Consider the following 13,058-nt stretch of genomic DNA (forward strand, 5'->3'; position numbering starts at 1 on the left):
TCTGGGAATGCCACGCCATCACGGTTCTGAATCACCGGTGACATTTTTTCCAGATTGATCTGGTGCATGATGCCGTTACCGGCTGGAATCACATCGACATTTTCAAACGCAGTTTTGGTCCATTCAATAAAATGGAAACGGTCTTCATTACGGCGGTCTTCTACTGCACGGTTTTTCTCAAATGCATCTGGGTCAAAGCCGCCGTATTCCACTGCTAATGAGTGATCGACGATCAGCTGGGTTGGAACCACTGGATTAACTTTAGAGGGATCACCGCCCTGATCGGCAATCGCATCACGCAGACCGGCAAGATCGACCAGTGCTGTTTGCCCTAAGATGTCATGACACACTACACGCGCCGGATACCAAGGAAAATCATGTTCCTGTTTACGCTCAATCAATTGGCGTAAAGACTGTTCTAAAATCGCAGGCTCGCAACGGCGTACCAGCTGCTCGGCCAGCACTTTAGATGTATAAGGAAGTTTGGCATATGCGCCTGGCTGAATATCTTCTACAGCTTGTCGCACGTCATAATATTCTAGCTGGGTACCTTGCAGCGGTTTCCGGTAGTTATTGTTCATAGCTTGCCTGCCCTCTTTCATTACTCTTTTTATTCATCAAAATATCTTGATGACTTGTTTTTTAATAAAGGCATTGTACGCTGTCGAAAGTCCATTTCCCAAATCTTATAATTTTCAAAAACTTAAATAATAAAAATGGTATTTTTACCGAAATTTATAACTCATACTTTAGAATTTTGACTCTAAATTGCATTTTTTCTGAAAAATCGACCTGAATCGGTCTCATTCTTTAGTATGATATGTTAATAACCGCATAAAAAATAATCGATTTCTTGGAATCTGTTTAAGGATAAATTTCATATGAAATCAAAGCTTAGAATCTTTCAATTTTAGAAATAGCTCATTTAATAAAAAGCTGAATCTATGTTTTCTATTTCAGTGTTAAGCGTAGCTCTTAACCAGAAATAGTAAATTTCATTGCAGATATGGCTCGATGAGTTTAGGCGAAGAAATCATTTTTTCAGGTTAAGACATAACCCGAAATAAGTTACATTCTCAATTCCATATATTTTTTAAGACTTTCTTACAATTTTAGAAATACGTTAAATATTTATAAGGCATTTATGCATAAACAGGGGCTTATGAAGTACATTCCTTTCTAAAATACTTTATACACGTCATTTCAGCCTACCATCTGTCGCCCTCCCCCTAATTTGGTGATAACAGTCTGTATCTCAACTTTGTAAATCTACCCTCGAATTACTTCACAACAACACTTATCACAAAAGCACATAAGGGTGATTACAATGATACAACTCGCCATTATTGGTATCGTTGCTGCAGTGATCGCTGTACTGGCAGCAAGCTGGCATGGAGGTAAAAATCCTTCCAATCCTAAACCGCCAACTCCCAATAACCCTAACCCACCAACCACTCCCAATAATCCCAACAACCCACAACCTTCTCCAACAACACCTGATACATTGATTAGCAATCCGCCACTATTGCAAAAAAATTCCAAAGGCACCCATGAACTGATCGTCGCTTATAAAACCGGAAAGATTTACAATCCGAGAAATAGTACCTGGGATCAACTGTTCGTCAGAGGTTATCTCACTAATGCCAGCTTGTTTAACAAGAAAAAAGCTGGAGAGTCTGTTGAAGACCTTTTAGTTGGTCCACAAATCCGGGTCAAACAAGGTGAAACCCTGAAAATTAACCTAAATAACCAGCTTCCACCTGAACAGAAAGCCACCTGCCCAGACAAAGTGGATAATGTGAACGATCCACATTGCTTTAATACTACTAACTTGCATACCCATGGCTTCTGGGTAAGCCCTCAAGGCAACAGCGATAATGTTTTCCTGAAATTTAAACCTCAGGAAAAATTTGACTATCAGTACAGAATGGAGCCGAATCATCCGGCAGGAACCTACTGGTATCATGCCCATCTGCATGGCTCAACGGCTATTCAGGTATCGAGCGGTATGGCAGGCCCATTAATTGTAGAAGGCTCAAGAACGCCAAAAGTAAAAAATGGCAAAGTTACTGAAACAGGCGATATGGACATTTTATGGAAAGAAAAAAATAGCTATCCAAATGAAAAAATCCTGTTGTTCCAGCAAATTCAATATCGATGCTCTAACCCTGACCCGGATGTAAAATTCGATATTCCTAACAATTGCGAAGGTAAAGGCTTAGGATTACTGGAAGATTATACAGATATCGCTAATCCTAGCTCTTGGGCCGGCCAGAACTTTTATACGTCTATCAATGGTAAAGTTTTAGGAGAGATTAAAGTTGAACAGAATGCATTTAATCGCTGGCGCATGATTCATGGTGGTGTACGCGACACCATTGGTTTGATTATTAAAGAACTGCCAAACTCCAGTAAATTTAGCGCCGCAGACACCCTTAAAGCCTGTCTGGCATATCAGGAAGCAGATCCAAAAGAGTTTAATGAGAGTTTAATGAGAGTTTAAAAAGCTTACCTGTTTATACGATTGCTCAAGATGGTTTGACCATGACTCAGGTACAGCGCAGAACACTGTCTGTGTTCCAGCCTGGTTATCGTCATGATGCAATGGTCACCTTCCCAACCACCAACAAATACTGCATTTATGACTCTAAATTAAATATTGAGGATGAAGTGAATGCACCGATCCCAACGGGTCAAATTACTCCTCAACTAGCTCCGAACCATCCTTTCAATGCTCAACTACTGGGATGGGTCAATGTACAGGCAAGCAAAACAAAAGCGCAGACTCCTGCCCAGTTCCTGCAAGAGCGTGCAAAAAAAATTGGTTTAAGCAAAGAGATTCAGACTCAGTTATCCAAGCTTGATCTTACTGCCTTTACTGATCATCCATCATTGATGACTCCAGCAATTGACAAGCTGGTTGCCTCCAGACCGAAACAGTACAGTAAATTTGAGCTGGCTTTCGCAAATGGTCTTAAATTTGGCTTCCGCCATAAAGAAGATGGTGACTTGCTCAGTTTTGGAGATGCATTTGATGGCGAAGGATCAGTCGGTCGGACTCATGCCAAAGACCCGGATCGTGAATATGTGCGTCAATTACAAATTGGACAGTCGGATGAATGGGAACTGACGACCGAAGCTTTTGGTGGCCATCCTTTCCATATTCATGTCAATCCATTCCAGATTGTTAAAATCTTAAAAACTGTCACTGGCCCTAATGGCGAATCCAAAGAAGTTGATGTGAGTGAATTAGCGCCTGACGATAATGATACAGATGATGTGCAATATCGTGGCATGAAAGGACAATTCAAGGATACCCTGTTTATCAAGGCGAATTATAAATTTATTCTTCGAAGTCATTACAAGAAATTTGAAGGCGATTTTGTACAGCACTGTCATATCCTCGATCATGAAGATCAGGGCATGATGGAAACGGTACGGGTCTGTGGAGGAAAATTCCCTTGTGATTCACCTCTGCCAACCTCATCTCATCATCACTAAGTAGACACTCTTTAAAAGGCCAACGATCCCGATTGTTGGCTTTTTTGTTTGCCTCTATTAAATGCTTGCTGCACAATAGCTTGATTGATTTTGAGTATTCAAACTGAGGCTGATCATGGCAACATCTCCTGCTTTTACCTTATTTACGCTGAATGGAGTAGATGCGCAAAAATTCCTTCAGGGTCAAGTTACTTTAAATGTCGAAATTCTGGCTGAAAACCTGACCCGCTATACAGCGATCTGTAGCTTGAAAGGACGTATCCAGTTCGGTATCTGGTTGAAAAAAATTAATCCGGAAAGCTTTGAAATTGTCAGCCCTGAAGATCAGGCAGCAGAACTGGCCAGCCATATTAAAAAGTTTGGCGCTTTTTCAAAAATGAAACTGGAACAGGTTGGCCCGGTTTATCCAGTTATCAATGATATCCAGACTGATTTTTTTGAAACTGAAACGGATATTATCCTTTGGCAACAGCAAGCCATTGCCTCAGGTCAGGCCTGGATTCAGGCAGCTACTGCGACCCTGTTCCAGCCACAGGAATTGCGTCTGCATCAACGTGAAGGCATTCACTATGACAAAGGCTGTTATCTGGGTCAGGAAGTGATTGCACGTTTATGGTTTAAAGCTAAGCCAAAACACTGGTTGCATTTGATTCAAGGTACAGGTGAAGTACCTGCTGTTGCGACCAAGCTGCACAATGACATCGAAGTGGTCAATAGTATTGGTACAGATCAGGGTTATCAAGCTTTAGTGGTTGCCAAACCTGAAGCATTGGCTGAGCTAGACGTACAAGTTCTTGAATTGCCTGAAGCTTTAAGTGGTGATGTGGCACGTCCACAATAACTAACTGTTCTCTTGATGCAAAAGCCAGAATTCAATTCTGGCTTTTTTATTTTTATTAGGCTAAACAATTAAATAGACAAAGATTGACTAAATAAAACACACCTTAAACCGAGCATGCTTTTATTGATTCATCTCCTCTATGATTCTCAAATAATTTGTAATTAGTCACATATTCAGTATTTACAAAGCCTGAAATCGTCTTATGATGTAGATGAAAACGACAAAAATCGCACCATGGAATTAGGTGTTAGAAAAATTAAGGTTATCGGAACAATGAAAAAATTAGTACTTGCTGCAATTCTTGCTGTGTCCAGCCAATTTGCGCTCGCAACCACTTCAAATGCCCCAGTTGATCCTCAATTTGCCAAAATTGAAGAGATGGTGAATGCTAAGAATTTCAAGGGTGCCTACGATGCTTTAAGCAAACTGGCCAGCCAGGGAAATGCACAAGCCATCTATAACTTAGGCTATTTAACGCAAACCGGCCAAGGCACTGCTAAGGATGAAAAAAAGGCTATTCAGCTATATGAACAGGCCGCCAGCAAAGGTTATCCAGTGGCCAACTATGTACTAGGTAAGAATTATACCGGTGGCACTTTAGGTCTTAAGCAGGATTTGGGCAAAGCCAAGCAATACCTAGAACGCGCATCGGCAGCCAATTTTGATGAAGCGACGGTAGATCTGGCTATACTTTTATTTGCTGAAGGAACAACAGCTTCTGACCAGCAGGCTTTGAAAAAATTACAGCCTCTTATTAGCAAGGGTAATATGCCGGCTATTCATGCCAAAGCCTTATATGACATCAGCAACGGCTTTAAAATCAAGAATGAAAAGCCGATCCAACAAGGCTTGAGCAGTATTCAGGATCTGGCGAAAAAAGGCTATATCCCTGCCCTGATGGCGATTGGCAATATGTTTGCCAACGGTAGTATTGTTCCGCAAAACCTACCTGAAGCTAAAAAGATCTTTGCAGCCCTAGCACAGGAAAATATTCCTAAGGCCAGAGAATCTCTAGCAGCAGTGGATAAAATGATTGCCGAGCAGAAAAAAGCACCTGCCAAAAAAAGTTAATCAAATTTTATCCAAATAAAAAAGCTCCTGTTGGAGCTTTTTCATGGGCTATAGATTTATAAGCCAGCTTGGTTAACTCCACCACAAAGTAATAAGTCCACTGGCAACCACAAAACCTGCAAGGGTACTCATTAATAATGGCGTTAGAGTCCGCTCATTGAGGCCGTACGCCTGCCCTAACATACCAAAAATCGTTGGCATAGGTAGGGCTGCGATCAAGGTACCCGCATAGACCATTTCCTGATTTAAATGAGTCAATCGACTCAGGCCCAGATACATCAGGATCGGCATCAGGATATTGCTGGAAAATACCAAATAGAAGCTTTGCAGATTCACATATTTCAGACTCATGCCCACGATTCCGCCACCAATCGCGAACAGCGCCAAAGGTGAGGCAGTCTGTCCAATCATGGCAAAAACCTGATCCAGATAAATTGGCAGGCGAATTTCAAAAATCGCACAGGCCATACCCAGCATCACCCCCATAAATAAAGGGTTCTTAAACAGCATCAGAATAGTACTTTTCACAAGACTCCCCAGATTGGCTTGATGTTGGGTACCGAGTGCAGCCAAGATTAAGACCATCGGAATCAGAATCATGCTTTCAATAATGACCACCAATGAGGTATAGGTCATCGCATGCTGTCCCACCAATAAAGTGAGTACTGCTGTACCAATCAATCCGGTATTGGACATCGCTGCGCCCAAGGACAGAACAGCACTATGCGAAGAGGTATTCTTGAACTGACGGCGCATCAGCCAGAAGCTGAAACCATAAAGTAATAAAGTGACAGAGGTATAGATCGCAAAGTATTCAAAATACCAGATTTCATGCAGATCTTTAGAGGCTAGAAACTGAAAGAACAGTAACGGTAAGGCCACTTTGATGACAAAGGCCCCTACCATTTCAACCTGTTCTTTTTTTAGAATTTGACATTTCACACTCAGGTAACCTAGTGCCAATAATAAAAATATAGGCACAATTACCGCAATAATCATATGAAATGTCCTGTTGTTTGAGATGCGTTATTATAAGCCTTTCTAAGAAAAAATGGCCTTAAAACGATTCAAAAAACTGATTTAAGCCATGCGGTGCAGAACGTAAATATTGTGGAGAAATTGCTATTTTTTCATCCAGCGTTACTGCAGCATGCCAAGGCCAGCGTGGATCATAAAGCAAGGCACGTGCAATCGCGATCGCATCAGCCTGTTTATACTCCAGTATGCCTTCTGCCTGCTGTGCATCGGTAATCAGACCCACTGCAATGACTGGAATATTTACGTCCTTTTTAATCGCTTCAGCAAAAGGGACCTGATAATTTGGATGCACATCAATTTTCTGGTCGACATGTAAACCTGCACTCGACACATGAATATAGACTGCACCCAGTTTCTCCAGAGCTTTGGATAGTTCAACTGAAGATTCTACATCCCAACTTTCTACGCCATCCATCCAGTCCGTTGCTGAGATACGAACACCAATTGGAAAACCTTCTGGTACTGCAGCTTTAATTGCTTCAAATACTTCAAGCGTCAGACGAATACGGTTTTCAAATGAACCGCCATATTGATCCTGACGATGATTTGATAACGGTGACATAAACTGATGCAGCAAATAACCATGTGCTCCATGTAGTTCAATCAGTTCAAAGCCTGCTTCAACCGCTCGCTTTGCACTGGCAGCAAAATCCTGAATCACTTGCTGGATTTCATCAACACTTAAAGACTTAGGTGGATGTTCATGAGCCTGGAAAGGAATATCACTGGCAGAGACAGTTTGCCAACCGAGTGCATGATCTGGGGCGAACTGCCCTTTGCCACCCCAAGGTTTATCTGTAGAAGCTTTACGGCCTGCATGTGCAAGCTGTATGGCAAAAGGCATAGGAGAAATTGACTTGACCTTTTGCAATAAGGTTTTGATCTGACTGGCCTGCTGATCATTCCAAAGCCCTAAATCGGCATAACTGATACGCCCTTCAGGCTGTACAGCGGTGGCTTCCACAATGCAAAGACCTGCACCGGATAAGGCATAATTGGCCCATTGTTGTTCATGCCAGTAAGTGATTTCACCTTGCTCGGTTGCAGAGTACTGACACATCGGGGCAATCACAATTTTATTTTTAAGTTGCAATGATCCAAACTGAACCGACTGAAATAGTAGTGACACGCGGTATTCCCTCTTTTTGTGAAGTGGCTTTTCAGAACTTTTTACTAAAAAATAAAAAACAGGCTCTGATGAGTCTGTTTATTTATAACGTGATTAAATTCTTTTTAGAAGATCACTCGTGTAGTCAAACCTAGTACCAATGCATTATCCACCTGGTTGCTAGACCCCGGATTTATAACGTATTGCAGGTTTGGACGTAGCATCAGCCATTTTGTTGCGTTATAGCTGTAGTTGAGTTCGATATTGTATTCGGCACTCGCATCATATACTGGACGTGAATCTGCGAAGCGGTCATTTACATGTACACGGTTAACCGCTAAACCCAAAATATCATTCGGCTGGCTATCCATCAGACCAATATATTTCAGACCCAATTGTTGTGAATTATCCACTTTATTGGTATCACGATCATGCCAAGTAAAGTTAGCGAATGAGTGTAAACCCTGACGGTCATTACCCGTTGAAGTCAACTGCTGTTCTACGGCTAACCAGCCTGCAAAGGTACGGTTTTCTCCTTCACCTGTCGCAACATCTTTCTGGTTGGCAACATCATCAGCAGTGTTATACATACCGCCTACACGATAGCTGCCAGGCAAACCATTTACTAATGATTTTGGTGTCCAGATTACTTCTGCAGGAATCGTCACGCCATCAGCATTGTCGGTATCCAGACTCCAGCCCTGACCTTCTTTAGCACCATTGCCGTTATCTGGATTAAATTCATAAACACCGACTTGTACAGCAACGTCAGGGTTTAGCTGCTGTTTTACACGTGCACCCCATTGTGCGACTGGCGTATTCATCCAGATATTGCCTTGCCATTTGCCCATCTGCGCAGCACAAAATGCTGTACTGGCAAAATCACAAGCCATTACGTTAAAGTCCATACCCAGACCCAGACGACCAGCTTTAATACTCAGGCCTTGTTCCTTATAGTTCTTTTCAATTGAAAGTTCGGTTAAACGGCTGTCCTGATTACCACGACCAAATGTTCCTTGAACATTGGCCCATTGAGCTGCATCACCTTGTAAATCACGTACCGATGTACTTTGTCCCTGACGCGCAGTCGCAACTGCACGAACAGTTACACCATCCCAGCCAGCCAGTTTTTCCATGTCTAACTGTGTACCTAACCATAACTGTGCTGAAGTTAAAGGATCAGCTCCTTCATTACGTCCGCCATCAGCCAGATACGCTGTATCTGTCAGCAAGTTTGCTTCAAACTTGATGCCTTGTTGAGCAAGTTCAGTACGTTTTCCATTCCAGTCGCCTAATAGGTACTGCCCTTGAGAATCAAATGCAGACTCAGCCTGCGCAGAGTTCATGGCTGCTATCAATGGCAATAAAGCTAGACTTAACTTTTTCATATAAAACCTAAACATATGGAGAGAGTAAAGGCAACCTGATGCATGCCCTGTGTGACTTGATACAGAACGTTACATAACTTTTCACTTAAAAACTCAGCATTTTTTTTATTATTAGTAAAACTTTAAGTTATAAGAAAAGATATTTTATATAACAATAAATTTACATATTTTATATTTTTCAGTAAGTTAAATACTAAAAATCAACCAATATATTTCCTGTTTTCATTATTTGGATCTAAAACCATCTCAATATTAAAGTTTATTTTTTAACCAATTGTTAAAATATTTTTGAATGCCCTACTTATAACTTCTATTCAAACAGGACTTGCATTCAGACTTAAAACGCCCAATATTAGCCTCATGATATTAGCTGCTAAGTGTTATGCCTGAATTACCCGAAGTTGAAACCACCAAAACCAGCCTCCTTCCCCTTCTTAATCAGCAAGTGCTAAAAGTTGAAGTGCGTCAGCCTAGTTTACGTTGGCCAATTCCTGATGATCTCGCGCGTCTGCAAGGACAGCGCCTACTACAGCTTACGCGTCGTTCCAAATATATTCTGGCGCAATTTGAACAGGATACAATGCTCTGGCATCTGGGTATGTCAGGCAGCTTTCGTTTATGTGAAGCCAACGAAGAGTTGCGCAAGCATGATCATCTGATTATTCAATTTGAAGAGATTCAGCTGCGTTACCATGACCCGCGTCGTTTTGGCTGTATTCTCTGGTTAGATGCTCAATCACAAAGCAAACTGATTGATACGCTTGGACCTGAGCCATTAAGCGATGCTTTTAATGCCGAATATCTATCTGAAAAATTGAAAAATAAAAACGTTGGCACCAAAGTTGCAATCATGGATAACCATGTCGTGGTTGGTGTAGGCAATATTTATGCGACTGAAAGTCTATTCAATATGGGCATTCATCCAGCACAACCTGCGTCTACATTAAGTTTTGAGCAGATTGAAAAACTGGTCGTTGAGATTAAGCGTATTTTGAAACAGGCGATTGACTTAGGTGGTTCTACTTTACGCAACTATACCAATGCCATGGGAGAAAATGGTTATTTTCAGCAGGCGCTGCTGGCTTATGGCCGTGCAGGAGAAATGTGCGTGAACTGCGAAACGACACTAGAAAATATCAAGTTAGGACAACGTGCATCTGTCTACTGTCCTGAATGCCAGCCGCTAAAAAAGGTCAAGCTTTCACCTAAGCGTATGGTTGCTGTACGAGGTAAGAAATCATGAAGACCGCGATTGTCCGTCATATTCTGGTTAAGGATAAAGATACTGCTGAACAGCTTAAGAAAAAGATTCTGGCAGGTGCAGATTTTTCCAAAATTGCCAAACAATATTCGACCTGTAACTCTGCCAAACGTGGTGGTGAACTCGGTGAAGTAAAAAAAGGCCAACTCGTTCCAGTGATTGATAAACTGGTTTTTACTGCTGCAGAACATGTTCTACATGGCCCAGTCAAAAGTCAGTTTGGTTTTCATCTGGTAGAAATCAAGTTTCGGATGGATTTTTAATTTTATAAATCCCTCCCAACCTCCATTTAAGAAAGGGAGGAGTCCCCCTTTGAAAAAGGTGAGAAGCACTGCTTCGCAAGGAGGGATTCAATAAAAAACGGCGCACTCAGCGCCGTTTTTTATTTACTCGAAAAGTTTAAGCTTCAGGACGTTTTTTTAGCTCGTCACGGATTTCACGTAATAATGCAATATCTTCCGGAGTAGCTTCTGGCTCTGGTTCTGCTTCTTGTTTACGGCGTAGTTTGTTCATCAGTTTCACCAACCAGAACACCACCCATGCCAATAACAGGAAATTAATGAGAATGGTCAGAAAATTACCATAAGCAAAGACATTTAGACCTGCCGCCTGTGCCGCAGCCAGATTGGTCACATTATTTGGATTATCACCTAATACGACAAACCAGTTAGAGTAATCAACATCACCACCCAAGATCCAACTCACGACAGGCATGATGATGTCTTTCACCATAGAATCGATAATTTTACCGAAAGCACCGCCAATGATCACGCCCACTGCGAGATCCATGACATTGCCTTTTACCGCAAATTCTTTAAATTCTTGAATAATGCTCATAAAGTCACCAGTATTTTTATGCAATTTTGTGATGGATTATACATTAGTTAGGGGTTTCTATTTAAAACTAATTTATTGAGTGTATGTAATTTCTACCCAATAAAAAAGCCGCTGAACTCATTCAGCGGCTTTTTCCGTATCAGTGACCGGTCTTATTTAGCACGGTTACGTTTACGTTCGTTTTCAGTCAGGTAACGCTTACGGATACGGATTGACTTAGGTGTTACTTCAACTAGCTCGTCATCTTCAATGAATTCAAGCGCTTGTTCTAGCGTGTATTCAAGGTTTGGAACAAGAGTCAATGCTTCATCAGTACCAGACGCACGTACGTTAGTTAACTGTTTCGCTTTAGTTGGGTTAACCACCATGTCGTCAGAACGTGAGTTGATACCTACGATCATACCTTCATAAACTTCTAACTGTGGTTTAGCAAATAGACGACCACGGTCTTGAAGTGTGAACAGTGCATAGCCCAGGCAAGTACCTTGAACCATAGAAATCAGTACACCATTTTGACGTTTCGCAACAGTACCTTGTTTAGCAGGACCGTAGTGCGAGAAGCTTGAAGTCATAATACCAGTACCAGAAGTCATGGTCATGAATTCAGAACGGAAACCGATCAAGCCACGTGAAGGAACAGTTGCTTCAATACGGATACGGCCTTTACCGTCAACTTCCATATTGGTCATTTCGCCTTTACGGTGACCCATTTGTTCCATTACAGAACCTTGGTGCTGTTCTTCAACGTCAAACGTTACGTTTTCGTACGGTTCTTGCATTTGACCGTCGATTTCTTTCATGATCACTTGCGGACGTGATACACCAAGCTCGAAGCCTTCACGACGCATGTTTTCGATCAGTACAGAAAGGTGAAGCTCACCACGACCAGATACTTTAAAACGATCAGGACTGTCAGTATCTTCAACACGAAGTGCTACGTTGTGGATCAATTCTCGGTCAAGACGCTCACGGATATTACGTGAAGTTACGAATTTACCTTCTTTACCAGCGAACGGGGAGTTGTTCACCTGGAAAGTCATAGACACAGTCGGTTCATCTACAGAAAGTGCTGGAAGCGCTTCAACATTTTTAGGATCACAGATTGTATCTGAAATGTTCAGTGCATCGATACCAGTTACACAAACGATATCACCTGCAGAAGCTTCTTCAATGTCAACACGTTCTAGACCATGGTAACCCATGATTTTCAAGATACGGCCGTTACGGGTTTTGCCTTCTTTGTCGATCACAGTCACAGGAGTGTTCAGTTTTACAGAACCGCGCTGGATACGACCAACACCGATTACACCTACGAAGCTGTTATAGTCCAAAGATGAAATTTGCATCTGGAATGGACCGTCAACGTCAACTGCTGGTGGCTCAACGATGTCTACGATTGTTTGGAACAATGGAGTCATGTCATCAGCAAGTTCTTCTGGAGAAGGACCAGCAACACCACGAAGACCAGAAGCATAAACTACTGGGAAGTCTAACTGTTCGTCAGTACCGCCAAGGTTGTCGAACAAATCGAATACTTGATCGATTACCCAGTCTGGACGCGCACTTGGTTTATCAACTTTATTGATAATTACGATTGGTTTCAAACCACGCGCGAACGCTTTTTGCGTTACGAAACGAGTTTGTGGCATAGGACCTTCTTGTGAGTCTACAAGAAGCAGTACGCAGTCAACCATCGACATTACACGTTCAACTTCACCACCGAAGTCGGCGTGTCCCGGGGTGTCCACGATGTTAATACGGTATTCTGTATCTGTACGTTTATCTAACCACTTGATTGCAGTGTTTTTTGCAAGAATGGTAATACCACGTTCAGATTCTAACGCATTCGAATCCATGACACGCTCGATCTCACCCGCGCGATCACCGAGAGCACCTGATTGTTGCAAAAGTTTGTCTACAAGAGTGGTTTTACCATGGTCGACGTGCGCGATAATGGCAATGTTACGGAGAGTTTTAATATCTGACATGTAAATTCGATACGTTTTAAATTTG

General features: G+C 42.0%; 10 protein-coding genes and 1 pseudogene. 5 read left to right on the forward strand and 6 right to left on the reverse strand.

Features of this window, described 5'->3' with window-relative positions:
- Nucleotides 1–581, reverse strand: a 581-nt coding sequence (locus B3J29_RS07710) for an aconitase family protein (RefSeq protein ID WP_286964855.1), incomplete at its 3' end; no start/stop codon positions are given.
- A 746-nt stretch (nt 582–1,327) separates the two neighbouring features.
- Here B3J29_RS07710 and B3J29_RS15360 point away from each other — a divergent pair.
- From B3J29_RS15360 to B3J29_RS07730, 3 genes and pseudogenes are all read left to right on the forward strand, one after another.
- Nucleotides 1,328–3,501 (forward strand): annotated as a pseudogene (locus B3J29_RS15360) (multicopper oxidase family protein).
- Between the two features lie 115 nt (nt 3,502–3,616).
- Complete coding sequence (locus B3J29_RS07725) at nt 3,617–4,342, forward strand: YgfZ/GcvT domain-containing protein (protein WP_286964863.1); 726 nt, start codon at nt 3,617–3,619, stop codon at nt 4,340–4,342.
- 273 nt (nt 4,343–4,615) lie between these two features.
- Nucleotides 4,616–5,413, forward strand: a complete 798-nt coding sequence (locus B3J29_RS07730; protein ID WP_286964865.1) for a tetratricopeptide repeat protein — start codon at nt 4,616–4,618, stop codon at nt 5,411–5,413.
- A gap of 72 nt (nt 5,414–5,485) precedes the next feature.
- Here the strand turns inward: B3J29_RS07730 and B3J29_RS07735 are convergent, their stop codons facing one another.
- From B3J29_RS07735 to B3J29_RS07745, 3 genes are all read right to left on the reverse strand, one after another.
- Nucleotides 5,486–6,412: an AEC family transporter gene (locus tag B3J29_RS07735; RefSeq protein WP_286964867.1), complete on the reverse strand. Its 927-nt coding sequence runs from the start codon at nt 6,410–6,412 to the stop codon at nt 5,486–5,488.
- Between the two features lie 58 nt (nt 6,413–6,470).
- Nucleotides 6,471–7,580, reverse strand: a complete 1,110-nt coding sequence (locus B3J29_RS07740) for an NADH:flavin oxidoreductase/NADH oxidase (protein ID WP_286964869.1) — start codon at nt 7,578–7,580, stop codon at nt 6,471–6,473.
- Nucleotides 7,581–7,684: 104 nt separating this feature from the next.
- A complete protein-coding gene (locus B3J29_RS07745; protein ID WP_286964871.1) occupies nt 7,685–8,947 on the reverse strand; it encodes a carbohydrate porin in 1,263 nt (420 codons plus the stop codon).
- Nucleotides 8,948–9,329: 382 nt separating this feature from the next.
- Here B3J29_RS07745 and mutM point away from each other — a divergent pair, with 382 nt between their 5' ends.
- Nucleotides 9,330–10,190, forward strand: a complete 861-nt coding sequence (mutM, locus tag B3J29_RS07750) for a bifunctional DNA-formamidopyrimidine glycosylase/DNA-(apurinic or apyrimidinic site) lyase (protein WP_286964872.1) — start codon at nt 9,330–9,332, stop codon at nt 10,188–10,190.
- Nucleotides 10,187–10,471 (forward strand): peptidylprolyl isomerase, encoded by a 285-nt coding sequence (locus B3J29_RS07755; protein ID WP_005237136.1) that lies wholly within the window; start codon nt 10,187–10,189, stop codon nt 10,469–10,471. The genes mutM and B3J29_RS07755 overlap by 4 nt, the downstream gene beginning before the upstream one ends.
- Before the next feature lie 136 nt (nt 10,472–10,607).
- Here the strand turns inward: B3J29_RS07755 and mscL are convergent, their stop codons facing one another.
- On the reverse strand, nt 10,608–11,045 hold the full coding sequence (mscL, locus tag B3J29_RS07760; protein ID WP_005237137.1) for a large conductance mechanosensitive channel protein MscL: 438 nt from the start codon (nt 11,043–11,045) through the stop codon (nt 10,608–10,610).
- A gap of 152 nt (nt 11,046–11,197) precedes the next feature.
- Nucleotides 11,198–13,033, reverse strand: a complete 1,836-nt coding sequence (gene typA, locus B3J29_RS07765) for a translational GTPase TypA (RefSeq protein WP_005237138.1) — start codon at nt 13,031–13,033, stop codon at nt 11,198–11,200.
- Nucleotides 13,034–13,058: the final 25 nt, after the last annotated feature.

This window comes from Acinetobacter sp. UBA5984, from assembly GCF_002429925.1.
In the GTDB taxonomy this organism is placed as follows: domain Bacteria; phylum Pseudomonadota; class Gammaproteobacteria; order Pseudomonadales; family Moraxellaceae; genus Acinetobacter; species Acinetobacter variabilis.

Coding starts and splice junctions, on each gene's coding strand:
- B3J29_RS07725 (WP_286964863.1), top strand. CDS start 3,617: ATGGCAACATCTCCTGCTTTTACCTTATTTACGCTGAATGGAGTAGAT.
- B3J29_RS07730 (WP_286964865.1), top strand. CDS start 4,616: ATGAAAAAATTAGTACTTGCTGCAATTCTTGCTGTGTCCAGCCAATTT.
- B3J29_RS07735 (WP_286964867.1), bottom strand. CDS start 6,412: ATGATTATTGCGGTAATTGTGCCTATATTTTTATTATTGGCACTAGGT.
- B3J29_RS07745 (WP_286964871.1), bottom strand. CDS start 8,947: ATGAAAAAGTTAAGTCTAGCTTTATTGCCATTGATAGCAGCCATGAAC.
- mutM (WP_286964872.1), top strand. CDS start 9,330: ATGCCTGAATTACCCGAAGTTGAAACCACCAAAACCAGCCTCCTTCCC.
- B3J29_RS07755 (WP_005237136.1), top strand. CDS start 10,187: ATGAAGACCGCGATTGTCCGTCATATTCTGGTTAAGGATAAAGATACT.
- mscL (WP_005237137.1), bottom strand. CDS start 11,045: ATGAGCATTATTCAAGAATTTAAAGAATTTGCGGTAAAAGGCAATGTC.
- typA (WP_005237138.1), bottom strand. CDS start 13,033: ATGTCAGATATTAAAACTCTCCGTAACATTGCCATTATCGCGCACGTC.